The 23,871-nt window shown below is 64.3% G+C and carries 25 protein-coding genes; 17 read left to right on the top strand and 8 right to left on the bottom strand.

What is annotated here, in order from left to right:
* Nucleotides 1-55 precede the first annotated feature (55 nt).
* On the top strand, nucleotides 56-556 hold the full coding sequence (locus tag ASD04_RS11425; RefSeq protein WP_056256789.1) for a cytochrome b: 501 nt from the start codon (nucleotides 56-58) through the stop codon (nucleotides 554-556).
* Nucleotides 557-596: 40 nt separating this feature from the next.
* Here ASD04_RS11425 and ASD04_RS11420 read toward each other — a convergent pair whose 3' ends face one another.
* Nucleotides 597-1,403, bottom strand: coding sequence for a DNA-binding transcriptional regulator (locus ASD04_RS11420; protein ID WP_056256786.1), 807 nt, complete (start codon nucleotides 1,401-1,403; stop codon nucleotides 597-599).
* 116 nt (nucleotides 1,404-1,519) lie between these two features.
* Here ASD04_RS11420 and ASD04_RS11415 point away from each other — a divergent pair, with 116 nt between their 5' ends.
* Complete coding sequence (locus ASD04_RS11415) at nucleotides 1,520-2,467, top strand: DUF6282 family protein (RefSeq protein ID WP_056256783.1); 948 nt, start codon at nucleotides 1,520-1,522, stop codon at nucleotides 2,465-2,467.
* A gap of 8 nt (nucleotides 2,468-2,475) precedes the next feature.
* The gene (locus ASD04_RS11410; protein WP_056256770.1) at nucleotides 2,476-3,498 is read left to right on the top strand and encodes an NAD(P)H-quinone oxidoreductase; all 1,023 of its coding nucleotides are present in this window, start codon (nucleotides 2,476-2,478) and stop codon (nucleotides 3,496-3,498) included.
* Here ASD04_RS11410 and ASD04_RS11405 read toward each other — a convergent pair.
* Nucleotides 3,495-4,403 carry a hypothetical protein gene (locus ASD04_RS11405; protein WP_056256767.1) on the bottom strand — a complete coding sequence of 303 codons (909 nt, stop codon included), beginning with the start codon at nucleotides 4,401-4,403 and terminating at the stop codon, nucleotides 3,495-3,497. The genes ASD04_RS11410 and ASD04_RS11405 overlap by 4 nt on opposite strands.
* 47 nt (nucleotides 4,404-4,450) lie before the next feature.
* The gene (locus ASD04_RS11400) at nucleotides 4,451-5,344 is read right to left on the bottom strand and encodes a 3-keto-5-aminohexanoate cleavage protein (protein WP_056256765.1); all 894 of its coding nucleotides are present in this window, start codon (nucleotides 5,342-5,344) and stop codon (nucleotides 4,451-4,453) included.
* Between the two features lie 180 nt (nucleotides 5,345-5,524).
* Between ASD04_RS11400 and ASD04_RS11395 the strand changes: the two genes are divergently transcribed.
* The 7 genes from ASD04_RS11395 (at nucleotide 5,525) to ASD04_RS11365 (ending at nucleotide 12,407) form a co-directional block, all read left to right on the top strand.
* Nucleotides 5,525-6,298 carry an aldolase/citrate lyase family protein gene (locus ASD04_RS11395; protein ID WP_056256762.1) on the top strand — a complete coding sequence of 258 codons (774 nt, stop codon included), beginning with the start codon at nucleotides 5,525-5,527 and terminating at the stop codon, nucleotides 6,296-6,298.
* A gap of 34 nt (nucleotides 6,299-6,332) precedes the next feature.
* Entirely contained in the window at nucleotides 6,333-7,094 is a 762-nt protein-coding gene (locus tag ASD04_RS11390) for an SDR family oxidoreductase (protein ID WP_056256759.1), read from the top strand.
* A 118-nt stretch (nucleotides 7,095-7,212) separates the two neighbouring features.
* A complete protein-coding gene (locus ASD04_RS11385) occupies nucleotides 7,213-8,628 on the top strand; it encodes an aldehyde dehydrogenase family protein (RefSeq protein ID WP_056256757.1) in 1,416 nt (471 codons plus the stop codon).
* A gap of 42 nt (nucleotides 8,629-8,670) precedes the next feature.
* Nucleotides 8,671-9,132 (top strand): tripartite tricarboxylate transporter TctB family protein, encoded by a 462-nt coding sequence (locus tag ASD04_RS11380; protein ID WP_056256754.1) that lies wholly within the window; start codon nucleotides 8,671-8,673, stop codon nucleotides 9,130-9,132.
* Between the two features lie 19 nt (nucleotides 9,133-9,151).
* A complete protein-coding gene (locus ASD04_RS11375) occupies nucleotides 9,152-10,657 on the top strand; it encodes a tripartite tricarboxylate transporter permease (RefSeq protein WP_056256753.1) in 1,506 nt (501 codons plus the stop codon).
* A gap of 25 nt (nucleotides 10,658-10,682) precedes the next feature.
* Nucleotides 10,683-11,306 (top strand): nuclear transport factor 2 family protein, encoded by a 624-nt coding sequence (locus ASD04_RS11370; protein ID WP_056256751.1) that lies wholly within the window; start codon nucleotides 10,683-10,685, stop codon nucleotides 11,304-11,306.
* 126 nt (nucleotides 11,307-11,432) lie between these two features.
* A complete protein-coding gene (locus ASD04_RS11365) occupies nucleotides 11,433-12,407 on the top strand; it encodes a tripartite tricarboxylate transporter substrate binding protein (protein ID WP_056256745.1) in 975 nt (324 codons plus the stop codon).
* 187 nt (nucleotides 12,408-12,594) lie between these two features.
* Here ASD04_RS11365 and ASD04_RS11360 read toward each other — a convergent pair whose 3' ends face one another.
* A complete protein-coding gene (locus ASD04_RS11360) occupies nucleotides 12,595-13,023 on the bottom strand; it encodes a helix-turn-helix domain-containing protein (protein ID WP_056256743.1) in 429 nt (142 codons plus the stop codon).
* A gap of 97 nt (nucleotides 13,024-13,120) precedes the next feature.
* Here ASD04_RS11360 and ASD04_RS11355 point away from each other — a divergent pair, with 97 nt between their 5' ends.
* Complete coding sequence (locus tag ASD04_RS11355; RefSeq protein ID WP_056256742.1) at nucleotides 13,121-14,968, top strand: chloride channel protein; 1,848 nt, start codon at nucleotides 13,121-13,123, stop codon at nucleotides 14,966-14,968.
* Nucleotides 14,969-15,052: 84 nt separating this feature from the next.
* Nucleotides 15,053-16,261 carry a hypothetical protein gene (locus tag ASD04_RS11350; RefSeq protein WP_056256740.1) on the top strand — a complete coding sequence of 403 codons (1,209 nt, stop codon included), beginning with the start codon at nucleotides 15,053-15,055 and terminating at the stop codon, nucleotides 16,259-16,261.
* 3 nt (nucleotides 16,262-16,264) lie between these two features.
* Here ASD04_RS11350 and ASD04_RS11345 read toward each other — a convergent pair whose 3' ends face one another.
* The 4 genes from ASD04_RS11345 to ASD04_RS11335 all read right to left on the bottom strand — a co-directional run bounded on the left by ASD04_RS11345 (nucleotide 16,265) and on the right by ASD04_RS11335 (nucleotide 18,918).
* Nucleotides 16,265-16,885, bottom strand: a complete 621-nt coding sequence (locus tag ASD04_RS11345; RefSeq protein WP_056256737.1) for a PQQ-binding-like beta-propeller repeat protein — start codon at nucleotides 16,883-16,885, stop codon at nucleotides 16,265-16,267.
* 6 nt (nucleotides 16,886-16,891) lie between these two features.
* Nucleotides 16,892-17,059 carry a DUF1127 domain-containing protein gene (locus ASD04_RS19430; RefSeq protein WP_162245124.1) on the bottom strand — a complete coding sequence of 56 codons (168 nt, stop codon included), beginning with the start codon at nucleotides 17,057-17,059 and terminating at the stop codon, nucleotides 16,892-16,894.
* A 176-nt stretch (nucleotides 17,060-17,235) separates the two neighbouring features.
* Entirely contained in the window at nucleotides 17,236-17,955 is a 720-nt protein-coding gene (locus ASD04_RS11340) for a FadR/GntR family transcriptional regulator (RefSeq protein ID WP_056256733.1), read from the bottom strand.
* 33 nt (nucleotides 17,956-17,988) lie between these two features.
* Nucleotides 17,989-18,918 (bottom strand): dihydrodipicolinate synthase family protein, encoded by a 930-nt coding sequence (locus ASD04_RS11335; RefSeq protein ID WP_156461219.1) that lies wholly within the window; start codon nucleotides 18,916-18,918, stop codon nucleotides 17,989-17,991.
* A 142-nt stretch (nucleotides 18,919-19,060) separates the two neighbouring features.
* On the opposite strand from ASD04_RS11335, the gene ASD04_RS11330 reads away from it, so the two are divergent.
* The 5 genes from ASD04_RS11330 to ASD04_RS11310 are packed head-to-tail and all read left to right on the top strand — an operon-like array spanning nucleotide 19,061 to nucleotide 23,679.
* Nucleotides 19,061-20,257: an enolase C-terminal domain-like protein gene (locus ASD04_RS11330; RefSeq protein WP_056256729.1), complete on the top strand. Its 1,197-nt coding sequence runs from the start codon at nucleotides 19,061-19,063 to the stop codon at nucleotides 20,255-20,257.
* A gap of 11 nt (nucleotides 20,258-20,268) precedes the next feature.
* Entirely contained in the window at nucleotides 20,269-20,664 is a 396-nt protein-coding gene (locus ASD04_RS11325; protein WP_056256727.1) for a cupin domain-containing protein, read from the top strand.
* Nucleotides 20,665-20,695: 31 nt separating this feature from the next.
* Nucleotides 20,696-21,640 carry a tripartite tricarboxylate transporter substrate binding protein gene (locus ASD04_RS11320; protein WP_056256725.1) on the top strand — a complete coding sequence of 315 codons (945 nt, stop codon included), beginning with the start codon at nucleotides 20,696-20,698 and terminating at the stop codon, nucleotides 21,638-21,640.
* Nucleotides 21,641-21,692: 52 nt separating this feature from the next.
* Nucleotides 21,693-22,181, top strand: coding sequence for a tripartite tricarboxylate transporter TctB family protein (locus ASD04_RS11315; protein WP_056256721.1), 489 nt, complete (start codon nucleotides 21,693-21,695; stop codon nucleotides 22,179-22,181).
* Between the two features lie 4 nt (nucleotides 22,182-22,185).
* Nucleotides 22,186-23,679 carry a tripartite tricarboxylate transporter permease gene (locus tag ASD04_RS11310; protein WP_056256718.1) on the top strand — a complete coding sequence of 498 codons (1,494 nt, stop codon included), beginning with the start codon at nucleotides 22,186-22,188 and terminating at the stop codon, nucleotides 23,677-23,679.
* Nucleotides 23,680-23,871 lie beyond the last annotated feature (192 nt).

Below are 23,871 nucleotides of genomic sequence, written 5' to 3'. Positions count from 1 at the left end.
TTAGGCTGATCGATTGCGGACGTTTTTGTCGCGTGAGCCACGGTGAGGTTTTTGAATGAACGAGCGACACGCCCCCGGCTATTCCACCCTGCAGATTACGCTGCACTGGGTGATTGCAGCACTCGTGGCATTCCAATTGCTGTTCGGCGAAGGCATGACCAATGTCCGAGAAGCAGCCGAGGAAGGCGCCACATCCTCCGGCGTCGATTTCGCAGCGAGCATCGGTCACTACTGGTTCGGCATCGCCATCCTGGCGCTTGTCCTGGTCAGACTGGGCGTGCGGCTCACGCAAGGCGTCCCGCCGCATCCGGTTGCGGCCCCGACCTGGATGGGCTGGGCCGCCAAACTTGTACACTGGGCCTTTTATCTGATGCTGGTGGCCATGCCGGTGCTCGGCCTGCTCACCGTCTACGTCTCGGATGAATTCGGCGACATCCACAAGCTGGGCAAGCCCGTGTTCCTGGCCTTGATTGCCGTGCATGTGCTTGCCGCGCTCTACCACCAGTTCATCAAGAAGGACGGAGCGTTGCGGCGGATTCTCGTGCCCGCGCGTTAGGCCCCCGAAATCCCGATGGGGGCGCCTGCGTCGATTTTGCCTAATCCATGGCCGTGGTATTGATGTCGACGGCGATGCTGGTGGAGAGGCGCGACAGGTCTTCGGAAATGGCTGCGACGGCCGTCTTGAGGATGGGGACGTAGCGGGAGCAGGCTTCCTGTTCGGAATCGAAGGCCGATTTGAAATAGGTGAGGCCCAGGCTCGCCAGCACGCGGCCGTTCTCGCTGATGATCGGCACCGCGATCGTGTTGGAGTTCCGCGGCTCGACCAGTGAGGAGCGCGTGGCGTAGCCGGCATTCCGCACCTGCTCGACGATGCGGCTGAGCTCGCGTGGATGATGGCTGAGGGCATTTTCCGGGTCGTCCGACCGCTTGAGAATATCGATGATGAGGTCGAATTCCTCCGTTTCGAGGAACGCCATATAGGCCAGCCCCAGTCCACGCGTGAGCATGCAGAGGCGCCGGTTCACGGTGCTGTGGAAGGGGGACATCGGGCTGTCGGGAACGGTGCTGAAACGCACCACCATGCCGTCGTGATCCGGCAGGGCGATGGCGATCGGCCATTTGTGCTGGCGGGTGATCGCCACGGCCCAGGCGCGGCCGGCCTCCACCACCAGGGGACCCTTGTGAAAACCCGAGCTGAGCGAGGTCACCAGGGCCGTGACCTGGTAGCCGCCCTGCCGGACGTCATTCTCCACATAGCCCGCCTGCTCCAGCGTCTTGAGGATCCGCACCAGGGTCGGTTTGGGCAGCTTTGTCTTGGCGTGGAGATGGGCAATTGTGTTGAACGGCTGCAGGTTCAGCTCTTCCAGAACGTTCATTGCCCGTTCGATCGCCCGGATGCCCATGGAAAGTCCTTCTCTATCGCGTTGTCTGCGTTCCGAGCAGCGAAACAAGCCGGACTATAGGTTGTTGGATTCGGGAGTCAATCTTAGGCCAAGGCCAAACAGGATGGAGAAGCCACATGCCTTCGGCGGAAGAGTTGAACGAGAACCGGGAACAGGTCAGGGCGCTGATCGCCGGCATAGATGACGCGACAGCCAATCGGCTGCTCAAGGGCGCGCTGGACCTGCATGTCCATTCCGGTCCTTCCACCATGCCGCGGCAACTGGATCATATGGAAGCGGCCGAAGAAGCGGCAGCGGCAGGGATGCGCGGCGTGCTGTTCAAGGACCATCACTATTCGGTGGCGCCGTTCATTCCGATGATGGACCGCCTGCTCGGCAAGCCCGACTTCCACATGTATAGCGGCCTTGTGCTCAACAATTCGACCGGTGGGCTCAATCCCTTCGTCGTTGATGCCCAGCTGAAGATGGGCGCCAAGCTGATCTGGATGCCCACCGCCCAGGCGGCCAATCACATCAGGACCGCGCATGGCAAGGTGCGCCTGGCCTCCAATGTCAAGCTGCGGAGCTCCCCGGGCCTGTCACCGCTCGATGGCTATGGCAATGTCCTCGACGAGGTGAAGCAGATCCTCGACCTGATTGCCGAATTCGACGCTATCCTGTCGTCCGGGCATCTTCATGTCTGGGAAATCTGCAGGCTCTTCGACGAGGCACGCAGCAGGGGCGTCAAGCGCCTGCTGGTCAACCACCCCATGTATGGCCTGCATTTCAGCTACGACGATATCAGGGACCTGGCCCAACAGGGCGCACTGATCGAGCAATCGGCCGGGCTCTATATCGACTCCCGCTTCAACTATTATTCCCCCCAGGAGCTCAAGGAGCATATCGAGGCGGCCGGCGTCGCCCATTCCTCGATCGGGTCCGATCTGGGGCAGGTGAATAGTCCAACCCCGGTCGAGGGCATGCGCCAGGCGATCAAGCTCTGCCTCGCTCTGGGCTTCAGCGAGGCCGATGTCCATACCATGGTGGCCACGAACCCGGCACGGCTGGTCGGGCTGGCGGACTGACGCATCCCATGCAGGCTGTCGAGATCGAAAGGCCCGGCGGCCCCGAAGTGCTGCGGCTGGTCGAGCGGCCATGCCCGGTGCCCGGCGCGGGCGAAGTGCTCATCCGCGTCGTGGCCGCAGGGGTGAACCGGCCCGATGTGCAGCAGCGGCGCGGCCTCTATCCGCCGCCGGCCGGGGCCAGCGATATTCCGGGGCTGGATGTTGCCGGCATCGTGCAGGAAGCCGGGCCCGGCGTTGACGCGGCAATGGTCGGCATGCCTGTCTGCGCCCTCGTCAATGGCGGTGGCTATGCCCAATATTGCGTGGTGCCGGCCGTACAGTGCATGCCTGTCCCAGGCGGCCTGAGCTTTATCGAAGCGGCATCGCTGCCCGAAGTTTTCATGACCGCCTGGAACAACCTGGTCTGGCTGGCGCGGCTCCAGCATGGCGAGACTCTGCTGGTTCACGGCGGCACCAGCGGCGTGGGTCTGGCCGGCATCCAGATTGCCAGCCAGCTTTGCGGCGTGAAGGTCTTCGCCACTGCCGGAACGGAAGAAAAGCGAACCGTCTGCCTGGCGACGGGCGCCACGGCGGCCTTCGACTACAAGGGCGCCTGGGATGATGACATCCGGCAACTGACCGTGGGGCAGGGCGTCGATGTCATCCTCGATGGCCAGGCGGGGCCAGCCACGCAACGGCAACTCGACCTGTTGGATTTCGACGGTCGGCTGGTGCTCATCGCCAGTCATCAGGGCGCGCTGGGAGAGATCGATCTGCGCCAGATCGTGCGCCGGCGGCTGACGCTGACCGGATCGACCCTGCGGCCACGCCCGCCCGCCTACAAGGGCAGGCTGGCGCGTGAACTGGTGGATCGCGCCTGGCCGTTGCTCGCGGATGGCCGCATGACCACCCGCATTCATCAGGCGCTGCCGCTGGCCGAAGTGCGGCAGGCCCATGGAATTCTCGACGAGAACCGGCAGATCGGCAAGGTGGTCCTGATCGTCGATCCGGCACTCGGCGCGGTCGTTCCTTCCGGGACGACGATCGCCTAGCGCTCCGGCATCGGATAGTCGTCGGCGTTGAGCACCCAGCCCGGCTTGGCCGAAAAATCCATGCGCGGCGGCGAGAAGATATCGACCAGTTGGTTCACGTCCGGTCCCTCGGCCGTCGTCGTGTGGATCGAGGGGGGCGGTATGACGCAGATCGAGGGAGAGGCACAAAACAGATGCTCGTCCTCGCGCCACACATTCATATTGGTCGTCCATGGCCAGCGCAGATGATGGGTGAAGGCGCCGCTCAGCGCCAGCGAGCATTGCTCGAAATCGTCATGGTGGTGCGGCGAAACCTTGTCACGGGCGCGCGGGCCGACGCGCGGGGTGAGATAGTTGATCATGAAGGTGGTGCAGCGATAAATCCTGCCGAACCGGTCTGGATCATCAGGCACGTCCAGTGTGTACCACTTTAGGGTCAATCCGCCCGGCGGCTCCGGCCAGGGCTCGAATGGCGGCACATTGGGATGGGTGCCCGCAAAGGCTTCGGCATTGGCGGCGGCGGCGGCCAGATCCCTCGATTTTGGGGTGAACAGGCGGACGATCGTGCCTGTCGTCAACAGCCTGATCGTGCTGTCGCCCGGTGGGATGAAGGCGACGGAATAGCCCGGCACGGTGGTCGTGCCATCGGCTGTGGTGATTTCGACGCTGGTTTCCCGATCCGGAATGATGAGAGCATATTCGTCGGGCTGGGCGACCCGCGCGAAGCTGCCGCCCGCCTCCCCCCTGCTATAGGCGACGATGAAGTTCTGGCCACGGCTGATCCAGGTGTCGCCATTGCTGTCGCTGGCCTGTGGCTCGGTCTCGTAGAACAGGGCAAGCTGGGAGCCGAAAAAGCTATCATGGACCCGGGCGGTGGATTTGGGCTCCTTGGCCAGGGTGGATCGTGGATCGCTCTGCACGTACATGTCTGCCTCCTTGTCGTTGAATTGCGGGCCGGAACCGCCCTGCTTGTTCAGGCCGGGATGGGACCCTGCCGCTTCAGGTTCAGGATTTCGCGCGCCTGGCCGGGCGTCGCGATCGTTCCACCAAGATCCCGGATGATGCGGACGGCCTTCTCGACGAGCGGCGCATTGCCTTCCGCCAGGACATCCTTTTCGAGATAGATATTGTCCTCGAGCCCGACGCGGACATGGCCGCCCAGCAGCCAGGACTGCGCCAGCATCGGAAATTCCCAGCGGCCGATGCCGATGCCACCCCAATGGGAGCCCGGCGGCAGCAGCGACTTCATGAAGCTCAGCGTTTCGGGCGTGGCGATCGCGCCATAGCGGATTCCAAGCACGATCTGGAACAGGGCGGGCGTATCGAGCTTTCCCTGTTCGATGAAGTGATTGGCGAGTTGGATGTCGCCGGTGTCGAACACTTCGAGCTCCGGGCGCACTCCCGATGTCCGTATCATATCGGCCATCACGGCCACACTGTCGGGCGTATTGATGACGACCGACGAGCCCGAGAACATGGTGTTGAGGTCGAGGCTGCACAGCTCCGGCCGCAATGCCGCTATATGCGCGACGCGCGGTTCGGGCCGGATCAGCGTGGTTCCCGGCGCGGCAACGCTCGGATCGTCCGGGCTGGGAACGAAGCGCTGGCCGGGCCCGGTGGTGAGGTTGATGATGACGTCCTCGTCCGCCGCGCGCAGGCGCTCGACCACTTCCCGGTAATGCTGCATCTCCATGCTAGGCCGTCCATCGGGATGCCGGACATGGATATGCACGATCGCCGCGCCCGCCCGCACGGCCTCAAGGCACGCATTGGCGATCTGCTCGGGCGATACCGGCAGATAGGGCGTCTGCGCGAGCGTGGTGATATTGCCGGTCACGGCGCAACTGATGATGGTGGGGTCGGCCAAGCTTTCGCTCCTGAAACATATGTCCCTTGGGCTCGCATTCGGGGGTGCGCGGAGCAACAGGATTGCCGGACCGTTTCGCCGACAGAAACGGACCTGGCGTTTCGCGGTAAGAAATGGCGTGGGTTCGAGCAGGGCAATGGCGCGGTACCTCACTACAAGGACCGAAACGAGGAAACCGACATGACCGAACCGCGCCCAGCCTTTACGTCGTTCCGTGACCGCCTGCTCAAGCGCCAGCGCCTGTTCGGGACATTTCTCAAGCTGCCGACCACCCAGGTCATCGAGATGCTGGGACCGATCGGCTATGACTTCGTGATCATCGACCAGGAGCATGCGCCGCTCGACCGCGCCATGACCGACCTCATGATCCTGGCGGCTCGTGCATCCAACATCGCGCCGCTGGTGCGCGTCGCCGAATTCACCCCTGCCAATATCCTCTCGGCCCTGGATTGCGGCGCCATGGGCATAATGGTGCCGCATGTGACGTCGGTGGAGCGGGCAGAAGCCATCGTGCGTGCCAGCCGCTATGCAGGCGGCAGCCGTGGCTTTGCCGGGCTGACGCGCGCCAGCACCTGGGGCAGCGTCGGGCCGACGGGCCACATGGAACAGCAGGATGCCCGGGTTGCGGTGGTGGCCATGATCGAGGACCAGCATGCCATCGACAAGGCCGGCGATATTGCCCGGGTCGAGGGCATCGACGCGCTGTTCGTCGGTCGGGGCGACCTGGCCGCGTCATTCGGTGGCGATCCGCAAGCCGGTGCCAAAGTGGCGGAGATCAGCGGGCGGGTCGCTGCGGCGGCGCGCGATGCCGGCGTTCCCCTGATGATGCTGCCGACCAGCAAGGCCGACTTCGGTTTCGTCTCCGATCTTGGGGCAACCGCCATGGTATTGGCGAGCGACCACGGTTTTATTCGGTCGGCTGCAGGTGCTGCGCTGAAGGATTACACCAGCTAGGATTTGCGCATCGCTGCCGCAGGGAGAATTAGCCATGCCGCTCATCGAGATTCCAAACCTTACCCTGCCCAGGACGGCACTGGTGACCGGCGGCAGCGGCGGCATCGGCCGGGCAACGGCGGCGCGCCTTGCCGCCATGGGCTCGGCCGTGGTGGTCGGCTACAACAGCCGTTCCGCACTGGCCGATGAGGTTGTCGCCGGCCTTGCAGGATCGGGGCACTGCGCATTGCGCATCGCCGTGGAAGATCCGGATTCCATTGCGGCGGCGGCGGCGGCGGTCGAAGATCGCTATGGCCACCTCGACGCCCTGGTCAATAGTGGCGGCTCGACAACGCCTGTTCCTGCCAATGATCTGGACGCTTTGACCGACGCCATTTTCGAGCAGACCGTGCGGGTGAACCTGCAGGGCCCCTTCGCGGTGATGCGCGCCTTCCGCCCCCTGCTGGAGCGCGGCAACAGCGCCGCCATCGTCAACATTTCATCCATTGCCGCCCGGACGGGGCTGGGCAGCAGCCTGGCCTATCTGTCGGCCAAGGCGGGCGTCGATGCCTTGACCATCGCACTGGCGAAAGCGCTGGCACCGCGTATTCGCGTCTTCTCGGTCTCTCCCGCGGGTGTCGATACGAATTTCGTTCCCGGGCGCACACGCGAACAACTCAAGGCCGTCGCCGACAAACTGCCTCTCGCCCATATCACCACGCCCGACGATGTCGCGCGCGCGGTCATCGCCTGCATTGTCAACCTGACCAGTTCGACCGGCATTGTCGTGCCGGTCGACGAAGGCAGGCACCTCTAGACCTCCGACTTCGCCTGACGGAACGCTCTGCAGGAAAGTTGTCGGGAGGCAGGCATGATCCACTACGGTAGCGAACGAACCAGCCGCGCGGCAGCGCGCCGACAATGAGCGGAAACCGATGGACAAGCTGAAATTCTATATCGATGGCGGCTGGGTGGACCCGGCCGTGCCATCGACCCTGGGTGTCGTCAATCCTGCGACCGAGGAAACCTTCGCCCGCATCAGCCTGGGCTCGACCCAGGATGTGGACCGGGCCGTAGCGGCCGCGCGTGCCGCCTTCATCACCTATTCCGAAACGAGTGTCGAACAGCGTCTCGCCTGGCTGGCGAGGATCATCGAAGGGTTCCGGGCCCGCTTGCCCGAACTGGCCCACACCATGACGCTCGAAATGGGTGCACCCATCACCTTTGCGACCGAACGACAGGCCACGGTCGCACTCTTCCATTTCGAAGAGGCCGCGCGCGTCCTGGCCGACTTCCCGTTCGAAGAGCGTATGGGCGCCGGCATTGTGCGGCACGAGCCGATCGGCGTCTGTGGGCTGATCACCCCCTGGAACTGGCCGCTCAACCAGGTCGCCTCCAAGGTGGCCCCGGCAATTGCGACCGGCTGCACCGTGGTCGTCAAGCCCAGTGAGCTCGCCCCGCTCAGCGCCATGCTGCTGGCCGAGGTCATCGACGATGCCGGGCTGCCCCCGGGCGTCTTCAACCTAGTGAATGGCGATGGGCCGACGGTGGGCGAGGCCATCGCCGCCCACAAGGATATCGACATGGTCTCGTTCACCGGCTCGACCGCTGCCGGCATCAGGGTCGCCAAGCTGGCTGCCGATACGGTCAAGCGGGTGGCGCAGGAACTGGGCGGCAAGTCGGCCAATATCATCCTCAGCGATGCCGATATCCGATCGTCGGTCATTGCCGGGGTCCATGCCTGCAACACCAATGCCGGCCAGAACTGCCAGTCGCCGACCCGCATGCTCGTGCATCGCTCGCAGCGGGAGGCGGCCTTCGAGGCCGCGCAGGCGGCCATTGCGAGCATCCGGCTGGGCGACCCGCTCGATCCGGCTTCGACCATGGGGCCGCTGGTCAGCCAGGCACAGTTCGACAAGGTACAAGGCCTCATCCAGGCCGGCATCGACGAAGGCGCGACGCTGGTCGCGGGCGGACCGGGTCGCCCGGTAGAACTGAACCGGGGCTATTATGTGCGTCCGACCGTCTTCGGTGATGTCACGCCACAGATGCGGATTGCGCGGGAAGAAATCTTTGGCCCGGTGCTGTCCATCATCGGCTACGAAACCGAGGACGAGGCCATCGAGATCGCCAACGATACCCCGTTCGGCCTGGCCGGGTTTGTGCAATCAAAAGACCCGGAGCGGGCGCGCAAGCTGGCCAGGCGGATCAGGGCGGGGCGCGTCTATCTCAATGGCGCGGCCTTCGACAGGAGTCTGCCCTTCGGGGGCTACAAGCAGTCGGGCAATGGGCGGGAATTCGGCGTGTTTGGCTTCCGGGAATATCTCGAGGTCAAGGCCGTGCTCGGCTGACAGCATATCGATACTTCGAGAATGAAGATTTAGGGGGAGCAGATGAAGATAAGTCAGGATACCGCCTTGGGGGGCCTGTTTGCCGTGATCGGCGGCATCGCCCTGCTGATGGCGGTGCAATATCCTTTTGGCAGCGCCGGCCGGATGGGGCCGGGATTTTTCCCGGTGATCATCGCGACGCTGCTGGGATTGACCGGCATTGCCATATTGGTGCGTGCGCGGCTTGCAGCGTCGGAAGAAATCACCTCCGCGAGGTGGCTGCCTTTGCTCATCGTGCCCGGTGCGGTCGCGCTGTTCGGCCTGCTGGTGGAGAAGCTGGGCCTGCCGCTTGCAGTCATGCTGCTGACGGTCGGTGCGGCCACGGCAAGCGTGGGTTTCCAGTTGAGCTGGAAGGCGACGGCCGGCGCGGCGGCCTTCTCGGCGGTTTGCGCCCTCGTTTTCGTCAAATTGCTGGGTCTGCCGATCCCGATTGCCGGATCGTGGCTACCGGCATTGGGCGTCTAGGACATCGGAGAAGTTCGACATGGATATCTTCAGCGGGCTGATGCTCGGTTTTGCAACGGCCACCACCTTCTCCAACTTCATCTATTGCTTCTTTGGCGTCCTGCTCGGAACGGCGGTGGGCGTGTTGCCCGGGGTCGGCGCCATCGCGACCATCTCGATGCTACTGCCCTTCACCTTCGGCCTGCCGGTCGATACCGCGCTGATCATGCTGGCGGGTATCTTCTACGGGACCCAGTACGGCGGCTCGACCACGGCCATCCTGATGAACCTGCCGGGTGAGGCATCGTCGGTGGTCACGACCCTCGACGGGCACGAAATGGCCAAGCAGGGCCGCGCCGGAAGGGCCCTTGCCGCCGCTGCAATCGGCAGCTTCTTCGCCGGTACGGTGGGCACGCTGTTCATCGTCATCGCGGCCCCGCTATTGGCGAGTTTCGCGCTCACCTTCGGCCCGACCGAATATTTCTCATTGATCGTGCTCGGCCTCGTCACCTCGATGGTGCTGACCAGCGGCTCGCTGCTGACCGCCTTCGGCATGGCGCTGTTCGGCATGCTGCTCGGCATGATCGGCACCGATGTCAATTCGGGCGCCGCGCGCTATACATTCGGCTCGCCCAACCTGCTCGACGGGTTGAACTTCGTCGTCGTCGCCACCGGCATCTTCGGCCTTGGCGACGTGCTGGCCAATCTCGAAACCGAGCGCACCCGGTCGGCGGGCGTAGCGGCGGTCAAGGGGCTGTTCCCTTCCCGCGAAGACTGGAAGCGGATGTCCGGCCCGATCGTGCGTGGTACCGGGCTCGGCGTTTTGCTCGGTGTTCTGCCGGGCGCCGGCCTGCTGCTGGCGTCATTCTCCTCCTATGCGCTCGAAAAGAAACTCTCCCGTCACCCCGAGGAATTCGGCAAGGGAGCGATCGAGGGCGTTGCCGGACCTGAAGCGGCGAACAATGCCGCGGCGCAAACGTCGTTCATCCCCATGCTGACGCTTGGCCTGCCGGGCACGGCGACGATGGCATTGATGATCGGTGCGCTGATCATTCAGGGCGTGCAGCCCGGCCCCGATATCCTGACGCAGCAACCGGCTCTGTTCTGGGGCCTGGTCGTCTCGATGTGGATCGGCAATCTCATGCTGCTGATCCTCAACCTGCCTCTGGTCGGGATGTGGGCCAAGCTGATCTCGGTGCCCTATCGCTTCCTGTTCCCGATGATCTGCGTCTTCACCACGATCGGGGTCTATTCCATCAACAACAGCGTCTTCGATGTCTACATGATGGCCCTGTTCGGCCTGCTGGGATATTTCTTCCGCAAGGTGGGGGCCGAGCCCGCGCCGCTTATCCTGGCTTTGATCCTGGGCCCCATGGCGGAAGAATACCTGCGCCGGACGCTGATGTTGTCGCATGGCGATGCCAGCGTCTTCTTCACCAGCCCGCTCAGCCTCGGCACGCTGATCGTCGCCGCCGTGCTGCTCCTGTCGATCGTCTCGCCCCGCTTCCGGCGGGTGCGCGAGGAGGGTTTGCAGGAAGCTGACTGACACCATGCCCAACCAGGGGATACCCATGAATCAGGACAATGAGACGCGCCTGCAGAGCCTGCTCGACCGGGAAGAGCTTTTCGATCTGGTGCGGCGCGAGCGTTTTGCCCGCGACCAGCGCCGGTTCGACGTGATGAGCGCATGCTTCCACCGCGACGCCTATATCCGCACCAGCTGGTATGACGGGCAGGGCGGGGAAGCCTATGTGGCGGCCACGCGCAAATGGATGAGCGGCACCGGCAACAGCAAGCACTGGGTCTTCCCGGCCTTTGCCCGGGTGGAGGGCGACCGGGCGACCGTGGAGAGTCCGGCCATGATCTTCAATCGCGCGCAGATCGAGGGTGTGGAGGTCGATTTCCACGTCTTCTGCCGGTTCTTTTCCCGCGCCGTGCGGGAGGCCGAGGGCTGGAAGCTGCTGACTTTCGAAGTGCTTTTCGAGCGCGACGTGATGAAACCGGTCAACCCGTCCCAAGCCATGCCGCTGGACTGGTCGCTGCTGGCGGCGATGCGCCCGTCCTATAAGTTCCTGACCTATATCCAGCACACGCGCGGCGTGAAGGTCAGCCAGCAGCTGCTGGGGGACGACCAGCCCGCCCAACTCGACGCCTTTCACGCCGAGCAGGACCGTTGGCTCACCGGTATCGGCTAGCCGGCGTTCCAAGAGGCGGAATGCAGCCAGTCCTCGCTTTCGTGCCGCCAGGTGTGGCCTTACTCATGTCGATATCGAAGGGCGTTAGAGACAACCAATTCGATCACGTAGAGGGAGGAGACGACAATGAAGAGACGGGAATTCATGGTGCTCGGCGGCACTGCCGCGGTACTGGCATCGACGGGGCTGGCGCGGGGCGACGACTGGCCCAGCAAGACCGGGGTGGTGATCTCGGCCTATCCGGCCGGCGGCACCAGCGATATCATCGCGCGACTGGTTGCCGATGAACTGACGGCGCAATATGGCCAGCAATTCGTCGTCGAGAACCATCCGGGTGCATCTGGGGCCATTGCAGGCAGCCGGCTCGCGCGCTCCGCGCCCGATGGCTATACGATCATGGTCACCGGCAGTGCGCCCCTAGCGGCCAACAAGGTGGTGCAGACCAATCTGGCCTACGATCCGGAAGTGGATTTCGCCCCGATCACCATCGTCTGTGAAAGCCCTGCATTGCTGAGTGGCAGCATGTCGGCCCCGGCGACGACGGTTCAGGACCTCATCGCCTATGCCAAGGCCAATCCCGGCCAGGTGAATATCGGCAATCCAGGCGCGGGGACCAAGGGGCATATCGCCGCCGCCATCCTCGGGCAGATGGCCGGCATAGAGGTCAACCACATTCCCTACAAGGGCTCGGCACCGCTCGTGGCCGATCTGCTGGGTGGGCACATCCACTTTGCCCTCGATGCGCCATCGAACTACGTTCCCCATATCCAGGCGAATGCGATCCGCGCCATTGCCGTCACCACTGCGGCGCGGATTCCGGAACTTCCCGAGGTTCAGACCGTGGCTGAACAGGGTATCGACGGCTATGAGCAGACCCTGTGGTTTGGCGCCGTAGGCCCCAAGGACATGCCTGCCGACATCGTCAACAAGCTCAATGCTACCATCAAGGCATGGACCGAAACGCCCGCAGCCCAGGAAAAGCTGGCTTCGCTCGGCCTGACTGCGGTGGCCAATACGCCCGAAGAAATGCGTGCGGAGATGCACCGCGAGATCGAATCGATCCGGCCGCTGGTCGAGGCCGGCCTGGTGCAGGCGACCTGATCGTTTCACCGCCGTCAACCTGAGCAACCGGCGCCGCCCTCATGAAGCGGCGCCGGTTTGCGTTTGCCTGCGCGCTTGCTTGAATATCCCCGCCAACAGCGCAGTCATGTCACCCACCGCACTGATATCGCCAAGCCTTCGCCGGGCCGCGCCTCGAATGTCGGAAGCCGCCGGCTCCCTGCCGCCCTCAATCGGCGCGGTTGAGCACCTGCAGCAGTTCAACCAGGCTGGGGGCCAGTTGCTGCAACTCGCGCAGGTGAACCAGGGTCATCGAATTGAGCAGGGACTCGGCCTTTGCCGACAGCGCCAGGGCGTGGCGTCGGCGGTCGTGGGGATCGGCCACGCGCTCGGCCAGGCCGGCCTCGGCCAGACGATTGACCAGTTCGGTGGCGGTTTGCGGGGCGATGAGCAGCCGTTCGGCCAGCACGCCGATGGTCATCGCTTCCGCTTGGGCATGTCCCTTGATCGCCAGCAGCGCCTGATGTTGCTGGGGCGGCAGACCGGCCGCCTGGGCGGCGCGGGTGCTGAAGGCGGTAAACTGCCGCAGCGCATATCTGAAATTGGCCAGAACCTCATAATCGGTCTGGCTCAGTCGCTCGGGCTGGGTCTCACTCAAACTTGGCTGCTCCTTCTGAGCGGGATTGTATTATATCGTAATACGATATAATCGGCGCGCATCATTTCCGCCCTTTGGGCCGCAGCAAGGACGTTACATGCAGGACCGCGCCACAGCCACCCGAACCGGCGCATCCGGGCATGGTGCAGCCGCACCCCGCGGGCTGGCCGATTTCACCACGGACAAGCGGGTTCTGCTGTTGATCGGCATGGCGGTGGTCATCGGGACCGCGGCCTCCGTGGCGGCGTGGCTGCTGGTGGATTTGATCGCCATCGTGTCCAACCTGATCTGGCTGGGCAAGTTCAGCCTGGTCCCGCTGGATATGGGGACAGTGACGCGCTCGCCCTGGATGGTGCTTGCGCCGGTCTGCGGCGGGCTGGTGATCGGGCTGATGGCGCGGTTCGGCTCCGAGAAAATCCGCGGCCACGGCATTCCCGAGGCCATCGAGGCGATCCTGATCGGGGGCAGCCTCATGTCGCCCAAGGTGGCGGTGCTCAAGCCTTTGTCCTCCGCCATTTCGATCGGCAGCGGCGGCCCGTTCGGCGCCGAAGGCCCGATCATCATGACCGGCGGCGCCATAGGCTCGCTCTTTGCGCAACTGTTCCATCTGAGCGCCGCCGAGCGCAAGACGCTGCTGGTTGCGGGCGCCGCCGCCGGCATGACCGCGATTTTCGGCACGCCGATGGCCGCGGTGCTGCTGGCGGTGGAGCTGCTGCTGTTCGAATGGAAGCCCCGCAGCTTCATTCCGGTCGCCGTGGCCGCCATGGTCTCGATGAGCTGGCGCCCCCTGATGTTCGATGCGGCGCCGCTGTTTCCCAGGCAGGTCGGGTTCGACCTGCCGTGGTGGGGGCTGCTGCTCTGCGCCGGCATGGGAATTCTGTCGGGTCTGCAATCGGGCCTGCTGACCAACCTGCTCTACAAGCTCGAAGACGCCTTCGAGCGGTTGCCGATCCATTGGATGTGGTGGCCGGCCATCGGCGGGCTTGTGGTGGGGCTAGGCGGGCTGATCGAACCACGGGCGCTGGGCGTCGGTTACGATGTCATCGCCGGCCTCGTCTCGGGCCATATGATGGTCCAGGCCGTCGTCGCGATCCTCCTGGTCAAGGGCGTGATCTGGCTGGTGGCCCTGGCATCGGGCACCTCGGGCGGCGTCTTGGCGCCACTGCTGATTCTTGGCGGCACGTTGGGCTACCTCGTGGGGCTGGTGCTGCCCGGTGATCCGGCTTTGTGGGCACTGCTGGGCATGGGCGGCATGATGGGCGGCACCATGCGCGCACCGCTGACCAGCACTCTGTTCATCATCGAGCTGACCGGCAATGTGCACCTGCTGATCCCGCTGTTCACCGCCACGGTAGCGGCCTATGCCTTCACCGTACTGGCGCTGCGCCGCTCGATCCTGACCGAAAAGATCGCCCGGCGGGGCCGTCACATCACCCGCGAATACGGCACCGATCCCTTCGAATTGACGCGGGCCTTCGAGATCATGGTCAAGACGGTCGACACCTTGCCGGCCGAAATGCCGATCAACGAGGCCACCGCCTTTTTCGGCCAGCCCGAACATGCCCACCGCTCCTATCCGGTGGTGCTGCCCGGCGGCGTGCCGGTCGGCATGGTGTCGCGCGCCGATGCCCTGCGCTGGCGGGCGGAAGGCGACCATGCCGATCAGACGCTCTATGATCTGGTGTCCGATGCCTCGGTCACCGTCGCCCATCCCGACGATCTGGTTGGGCGGGTCACCGATCTGATGATTGCCGCCGATCTCGGCCGCATCCCGGTGGTCGATCCGGCGACGCATGTGCTGGTCGGGCTGATCGCCCGCAAGGATATCCTGCGCCTGCGCAGCGCCAACCTGACCGAGGAAAGCGAGCGGCAGGCCTTTCTGGGGCGCTCCATGCGCAACATGTCGAAGGCCATCCGCAAGCGCAAACCGCCTGCGACCCCGTAGAGCCGGGTTCGCGGCACGCGCCTCGTCGCTGAGCGGTTTCGGCGCTATGGTGTGCTCTCACGCCTTCCTCTTGGCCTGGACCCGATGGATTCCATTCTCAATGCGGCAGCCCTGGCGCTGGCGACAGGTGATGTGCTCGGTGCCCTCAATCGGGTAGCGCTGCGCGATGATCCGGAGGCCCTGGCGCTGCGGGGCATCGCCATGTCGCAACTGGGCGATTTCACGCGGGCGCGGGCTCTGCTGAAGCAGGCAGCGCGGGGCTTTGGCAGGCGCGAGGCGGTATCGCGCGCCCGCTGCCTCCTCGCCGAGGCCGAGATTGCCCTTGTTTCCCGAGACCTGGCCTGGCCCCCCGAGAAGCTGGAAGAGGCTCGGACCATCCTCCTGCACAGGGGCGACGTGGCGAACGCGGCGCATGCCGGGATCATCCAGGCCCGCCGCCATCTTCTATTGGGCCGACTCGACCGCGCTGCGGACGGACTGGCGATGCTGGCACCCGAAAGCCTGCCACCGGCCTTGCGGGCCGCCTATTGGCTGGTTCACGCCGGCATGGATATTCGGCGGCTGCGTGTCGCGCTGGCCCGGCAGGCCCTGGTGCGAGCCGGCCAGGCCGCGGGGCAGTCGGGCATACCAGCGCTGATCGCAGAGGTGGATGCGGCGCGCCGGTCGCTCGAAGGACCGGCCGCACTGCTGCGCCGGCGAGGCGTCGAAACGGCGATTTCGCTGGACGAGGTCGAAACCCTGCTGGCCTCCGACGTCCTCGTTGTCGACGCGACCCGCAACGGGTTGCGGCAGGGTGGCGATATCATCCCGCTATCGACGCGGCCGGTGCTCTTTGCCCTGCTGCACGCCCTGGGCGATGCCTGGCCGGGTGACGCTACAAGGGAGACCCTGTTGGCGCGCGCCTTCCATGCCAGGCATGCCGATGAATCGCACCGGGCCCGGTTGCGCGTCGAGATCACGCGGCTGCGCCAGCTCATCGCCCCGCGCGCCGGGCTATCCGCGACTTTGGCCGGATTTCGCTTGATCCCCCGGAGCGGCGACGTGGCCGTCCTGGCCTTTCCGCTCGACGACCAGAATGCCGCCATCATGGCCCTGCTGGCCGATGGCGAGCTGTGGTCGAGTTCGGCGCTGGCACTGGTGCTCGATATCAGCGCCCGCACCGTCCAGCGGGCACTGGGCCAATTGCAACATGCCGGGAAAGTCCAGGCTATCGGCCGGGGCCGGGCGCAGCGCTGGAGCCTGCGGACGCTGCCCGGATTTCCGACGACACTGCTCCTGCCCGAGCCCGGATAGGGATCAGCCGCGGCGGACGGTGCGGACCTTGCCGCTATTGCCGCCGCCGACGAAGAACCGGTCCGCCCCGTCGGACTCGAGGCCGGAGACGCTGATGCCCGGCATGTCCAGCACCGCCAGCACATTGCCATTGGCCGGATCGATGCGGGCGATGCCGCCATCGCCATCGTTCGAGTAGCCGTGCCACAATTCGCCATCCACCCAGGTCACCCCGGTCACGAAGCGGTTGGTCTGGATAATGCGCTGCACCACGCCACTATCGGGATCGATCTGCACGATCTGGCCATCGCGATACTGGCCCACCCAGAGCGAGCCATCCGCCCAGGCCAGCCCCGAATCCATCCCGGCACCCGGCGCCGGGATGGTCCCTACGACCTTGCGGGTCTGCGGATCGACCTTATGGATGACGGCGTCGGCAATCTGGAACAGATATGTGCCGTCATAGGCAGTGCCGGCATGGGCCGGCACGTCGATGGAGCCGGCTTCCGCTCCGGTTTCCGGGTCGAAACACCGCAGCCGGTCGCCCGTGGCGGCCCAGACATGGCGTCCATCGAAACTGACGCCATGAACCGGCCCGCCGGCATTTCCGGTAAATTCGCTCACGATCTCTGCGCGCTTGTTCATGATCGCCTATCCTTGAGAAGTGCCTGCGCCGTCCCGCGCGGCCACGAAAAGTTCGATGCTGTCGCGAAAGGTCCCGACATCGGCCAGCCGGCGGTCATCGAACGAATGCAGAGTGCCGATGGTCTGGCGGCGAAGGCGCCAATGGCGGTAGCGGTTGATCCAGGGTCGAAGCATTTTCATCTCCTGTGCATGTGGCCATATTTGGCCGGTTGCACAGCTCTAGCAGCCGCACGCCCCCGAGTGAGAGTTACAGATGTGACGGTATTCAGTTCGAACAGGCCTGCGCCAGCTCGACTGGCTCGGCACCCGGTTTCGACCCTGACTAACCTTCCAGCCGGACGCCGCGCTGCCTAGCGGCCGACAAAAACGCGGCGTCGGGCGCTTTCGATATGAGCCTGCATGCGTTCGCGGGCGAGTTCGGCCTCGCCATTGCGGATCGCGGCGAAAATGGCGCGATGTTCGTTGTTGGCTATGGTCAGGCGCTCGCGGCTCGGCCGTGTCGATAGCGTGGCGGCAATGGCGATGCCGACACGGATCGCCCTGGTGACCGATTTGATGGTGCGGACGAAATAGTCGTTCTCGCTGGCTTGGGCGACGGCGATATGGAAGGCGATATCTTCGTCCGCCCCCAGCCCACCCTCGATTATGCAACGATCCATCGCCTCGAGTGCGGCCTCGATATCGGCGATCCGCGTCTTGGAGTTCCGCTGCGCCGCAAGGCGCGCCGCCTCCCCCTCGATACCGACCCGGAATTCGTAGCAGCGCTGGATATCGGCCACGCTGCCGGGCTCGGCAAATTCCATGACCCGCTGGCTGGGCGCGCCGATGACCCGCGTACCGGCGCCCTGTTTGGAAGCAACCAGCCCGTCGATGCGCAGGCGCAGCAGTGCCTCGCGAATGACGGTGCGCGAGACACCGAATTTGTCGGCCATTTCCACTTCGGTCGGCAGCCGCGTTCCCTCGGACCACTCGCCCGAGGAGATGCGTTCATAGACCTGCTCGTAGACAGCATCGCTCAGGGTCCGCCCGCTGGCGCCTTTCGGGTTCTGTAGCGGAACGGATTCGGACATGCGCTGGGGCGCCCCTTGTTGGACAATATCGATTCACGCCGATTTCTGGCAGGTCTTGTCGAGCGCTACAAGGGCGGCCACCGCCTGCTTTACCTTCGGCAGGTCCGCCTCGACGACATTGCCCGCCATGGGCAGGATCGGGCCCATATCGGCAATGCCCGAAAGGGTCACCGCGTCATGCATCACCGAAAAGCCGTTGATTGCCGCGCGAACCTTTTCGAAATGCAGGAATGGCGCCGATAGCCGGCTGGCCTCGGCCCGGTCGCCCGTCCGATAGGCCGCCAGGATCGCCATCGCCGCATTCGGCGCGATGCAGACCCCGCCTGATGTATAGGTACGCAGCCCATAGTCGGGCAGGTGCACATGGATCGGCGTCTCGCCCATGCCGCTGGCGATATTGCCCGGACCGATGGCGCTGCAAAGGTCTGACAGATATTGGTCGCCGGAGGGGTCGGGCCGCTCCACGGCATATTTGACGAAGCAGATCGCGCCATCATTCAGCATGGCCGCCACCCGGTCCGGCGCCAGATAGTGCTCGCGCTTGATATAGAGGATCAGCGGCGCGCCAAGCGAATCGGCCGCGGCCCGCAGGGCCTTCTCGATCCCCGCCGGATGCGTCGGGAAGCTCATCGGCAGAGCCATCACCCCGGCAAACCTGCGGCCGCGCAGGATTCTGGCTTCGTCCAACAACTTTCCAAAATCCGGGCCTATCGAGGGGATGACATCGGTCTGCGGCGCTGCGGCGTCGGCAAGCAGGTCGATCAGTGCGCCAAAGCGTCCGCGATCGTAGTGATAGAGATTAGCGTTGCCGCCATAGAGCAGGGCGCCAACGCCGCCACTCTCGATGTGTTTGATTAGTTTACGATTTTCGCTTTCGGCCAGGTCGAGTCCGCTGGTCCAGGCAACGGGCGGTACGGCGACCACCGTGCGACCGAGGCGGGCGGCAATATCTGTCTGCGTCACGATGTTTCTGCCTCTTCTCTGCAATTAGCTCTTGCATAGTTTGGTATAATGATTTTGTAAATGGCGGGAGATTGTATAACAGCTTTTCGCGTGATACGACCTTTCCGGCGAAGCGACCCGCGACCAACTGAAAGACCCCTGAATGCTGCATACCGACGTCAAGCCCCGCGACACTATCCGCATCACGGGCGTTAAGCTCACCACCATTCAGACCAAGCGCCGCACTGGGGCCATCAGCTCGCATATGATCCTGGAGCTCTCGACCGATGCCGGCATTACCGGGCTGGGCGAGATTTCCGATCTCGATTGCTACCGCATGTACATGCCCGACCCCGAGGCGGTGCGGGTGGGCATCGAGAAGGTGGCCTTGGGCCAGAACGCCTTCGAGATCGCGGCCTTGCATGAGCGCCTGCTGGCCTACATGCCGTCCTATTTCCGCTACGCTAACACCTACCCGCCCTTCACGCCGGCCAGCCAGATCGCGGCGGGCGTGGAGATGGCCTTCTACGACATTGTCGGCAAGGCCTTCGGCACGCCGGTCTATAACCTGCTCGGCGGCAAGCAGCGCGACAGCTTCGAGATCACCTATCCGGTGTTCCAGGCCAAGAAGGAAAGCGATACCGAGCGCTACCTGGGCTATATGGACCAGCTGGTCGCCGAGGGCGTCACCCGCTTCCGCTATTATGTCGGCGTCAATTTCGAGCAGGACGAGAAGTTCCTCATCGCCTTCCGCGACCGCTTCGGCGACAGGGTGCGGCTCAAGGCGCTCGATTTCCAGGGTCACCATCACTGGCGCGACACCCTGCGCATCTACGACCGCTTCAAGCAATACGGGTTCGAGCTGATCGAGAGCCCCACCCTGGTCGAGGATTATGAGGGCATGGCCGAGCTGCGCAAGCGGATCGACGTGGATATTTCCGAGCATATTTCCAGCTTCGCTCAGGCCATGCGGATGATCCGCGCCAATGCGGTGGATGTGTTCAATATCACCATCCAGTCGGGCGGCATCTACCAGGCCAAGAAGCTGTTTGATCTCTCCGAGGCGGCAGGCCTCAAATGCCTCATTTCGACCACCCAGGAACTGAGCCTGGGCACCGCGGCCAATGCGCATCTGGCCGCCGTGGTGCCGCAACTGCACTATGCCGGCGATCCGGTCGGACCGCTGCTCTACACCGAGGACGTGGTCACCGAGACGCTCAAGTATGAAGATTCGCGCCTGATCATCCCCACCAAGCCGGGCCTGGGCTTCGAGCTCGACCGCGACAAGCTCGAAGCGCTGCGCGCCCCGCTGGTCGAGTGGGATCGCCCGGCCCACGGCGCCAATTACGTTTCGGACTGAGGAGACCGCAAATGAGCGAAAACGGATTGGGAGCCCTGCGCGTCTTCAACGTGATGGACATGCTCGAAGGCCATCCGCCGCGCACCAATTTCAACGTGTTCCGGCTGGATGACAAATACAACCTGCGCATCGCCGAGGTGACCGGCCGCTTTCCCTGGCATCGTCATACCAATGGCGACGAGGGCTGGCTCATTCTCAAGGGGGGCCTGCAGATCGATGTCGAAGGCCATGAGCCCATCGTCATGCGCCAGTTCGAAGGCACCATGATCCCCACGGGCTTGACCCATTCCCCAATCGCGCTTGAGGAAGGGACCGTCGTCGCCGTCTTCAATATCGACAACTTCCAGCATGAATACGTCGATGCCAATCCCGACACCGGCGCGTTCTCGGAGAGCGACGCCGGTTGACCGGCAAAAAAAATCACAGGAGGAGACTTTCATGAAATCCATCACAACCCTGCTTGCCGGTATCGGCATCAGCCTGGTGGCGCTCGGCGCCGCCCAGGCCCAGGACAAGATCGACTACCCCGTCGATTCCGTCCGCATCATGGTGCCGGCCGCCCCTGGCGGCTCGACCGATGTCGATGCCCGCGTCTTCGGCGAATTCTTCCAGAAGCACTCTGTCGCTTCGACGGCCATCGTCAATCAGCCGGCCGGCGGCGGTGTCGTGGCGGCCCAGACAGTCGCGACTGCGCCCGGCGATGGCAGCACTCTCTACGTGTGGCACGCGGCCGTTCACACCACCAACCTCTCGGGCCAGTCCCCCTTCGCCTATAGCGATCTGACGCCTCTGGCCACCGTCGCCGAATATAACGACGTCTACGCCGTGCGCGCCGATGCACCCTATTCGACCCTGCCGGAACTGGCCGACTACGCCAGGGCCAATCCGGACAGCGTCACCATAGGTTCGCAATTCGGCGGCACGACCCAGATCAAGGGCGATGCCATCAATGCCCTGTCGGATGGCGCCATGCGCGTGGTCGATGCGGGCGGCGAGTCCGACCGGATCATCGCCCTGCTGGGCGAACAGGTCGACGTCATCTCCATGAGCGTCGCCAATGCCCGTCAGTATGCCGAGGATGGCCAGATCAAGGTACTCGCCGTCATCAACAAGAATGCCGATCCCTTCGCGCCCGATTTCCCCACCACGGCGTCGCAGGGCGTGGACATCTCGTTCCCGCTGGTCTTCACCGTCTATGGTCCGCCCAATATGGACCCAGCGGCGGTGACAGCATTCGAGGCCGTCTACGATGCGATGCAGGCCGACCCGGCCTTTGCAGAGGCGCTCGAAACCGCCGCCCAGGTGCCGTCTTTCCGCGGGCCGGCCGAAACGGCCGAGTTCCTCGAAAGCGAGTTGGCCTTCGTCAAGTCGCTGATGGAATAATGCTACCCGGTCGGGCCGCCATGGCGGCCCGGCTTTTCCAGGGAGGAATGACATGGCTGCCGACCGCCTTATTGGTGCGGGTCTTTTCATACTTGGGGTTGTGATGGCCTGGGCATCAACCCAGATCGCCGCCCCCATGCTTGGCGAGGGCGACCCCGGTCCACAGGTGCTGCCGCTGGTGCTCGGGGTGGTGATCGCCATCCTCGGCGCCATGCTGAGCCTGCGCAATCCCGCCGTGGAGGTGTCCACCGATGCGCCGCTATTCGACGAGGCCGATACGGCAACGCTGATCCCGCCGGAGCCGCTGCTGCTGCGCGCTATCCATGCGGTCAACCTGCTGGCCTATGCCGTGCTATTCGAGCGGCTGGGCTTCACGCTGTCGACCTTCATCTTTCTTGCCATCGCCATCTTCCTGCTCGGCACGCGCTCGCTGCGCGGCGGTGTCGTTGCGGTCCTCGTGGCAGTGCTGGTTTCCCTGGTCGTGGGTACCGGCCTCAAGCTCGGCATCGGCGTCCCGCTGCCCGGCGTTTTGTTTGGATAGGTCCATGTTCGAACTCTTCTTCGTCAATCTGGCCCAGCTGATGATACCGACCACCCTGGCCGTCATGGTCGGCGGCCTGCTGGTCGGCCTGTTCTTCGGCGCGCTGCCGGGACTCAGCGCCACCATGGCGGTGGCGCTGCTGCTGCCGGTCACCTTCGCCATGGCGCCCGACGTCGGCATCGCCACCCTGGTCGCCACCTATATCGGCGGCGTTACCGGCGGTCTGGTCTCCGCGACGCTGCTGCGCATCCCGGGCACGCCGTCCTCGATCGCGACCACCTTCGACGGCTATCCCTTGGCGCGTGCCGGCGAAGCGACCAAGGCTCTTGCGACCGGCATGGTGGCCAGTGCCGTTGGCGGACTATTGAGCCTGCTGGTGCTGGTGGCCTTCGCGCCCAGCCTGGCGCGACTCGCCATCCGTTTTGGCGCTCATGAGTTCACCGCCCTCACCGTCGCCGCGCTGATGCTGGTCGTGGTGCTGTCGCAGTCCAATATGGTCAAGGGCCTGCTCTCGGCCGCTTTCGGCCTCGCCATCGCGACCGTCGGTTTCGCGCCCATCGGTGCATCCCAGCGCTTCACCTTCGGCTCCATCGACCTGGCCGCCGGTATCGGAATCGTGCCGTTCATGGTCGGCCTGTTCGCCATTTCCGAGATGATCCGCCAGCTCGTCGAGCCGTCGCTGCGCATCAAGCCAAATTTCGACATTCGCGGCACCGGTATCCGGCTCTCCGAATTCGTCGGTAACGGCTGGAACATGCTGCGTTCGGCCGTCATCGGCATCCTCATCGGCATCCTGCCAGGCATTGGCGGCTCCGCCTCCAACCTGGTGGCCTACGGCGCGGCCCGCCAGGCCTCCAAGGAGCCCGAGAGCTTCGGCAAGGGCAATGTTGCCGGCATCTACGCGTCCGAAACAGCCAACAATGCCAGCGTCGGCGGCGCGCTGCTGCCACTCATCACCCTGGGCATTCCCGGCGACGGCGTCACCGCGGTTCTCATCGGCGGCTTCACCATCCACGGTCTGCAGCCCGGCCCGCTGCTGTTCCGCAACGAGCCGGATCTCATCGGCATGATCTATGCGGCGTTTTTCGCCGCCACCGTCCTGCTGCTGGTCATCCAGTTGCTGACCATCCGCCTTTTCCCGCGCGTCCTGCTGGTCCCGCGCCATTTGCTGCTGCCCATCCTGGTCGTGCTCATGGTCGTGGGGACCTATGCGTCGGGCAACCGCCTGTTCGAGGTATGGGTTATGCTCGGCTTCGGTGTCCTCGGCTACTGCATGGAAAAATATCGATTTCCACTCGGCCCCATGGTTCTTGGTTTCGTGCTGGGTCCGATCTTCGAGACCAACCTGCGCCGCGCCATGATGTTCTCGGGTGGCGATCTCATGCCCTTCATCACCCGCCCGATCTCGGCCACCTTGGTTGGTCTGACCCTGCTGGCATTGGCCTACATGGTCTATGCGCAGCTCAAGGGTCGTGGCGCCGGTGCCAACGGCGAATAGATTTCGCGCCGGACGCATCCGCGTATTGATCGGCATACGCTCCCGGACACCGCGTGCCATGCGGCGCGCGGTGTCTTGCTTCGCGTTGCAGGACAGACCTCCAGCCGTCGATCGAATCATAAACCTCGCGTCTTCGCGGGGATCACACGCATGCGCCCCACGAATTCCCGATACGCAAAAGAAAACGCTATA

Source organism: Devosia sp. Root436 (genome assembly GCF_001426345.1).
Classification (GTDB): Bacteria; Pseudomonadota; Alphaproteobacteria; order Rhizobiales; family Devosiaceae; genus Devosia.
Note: the sequence above shows the minus strand (reverse complement) of the source record. Positions and strands in the feature narration are given on the sequence as shown.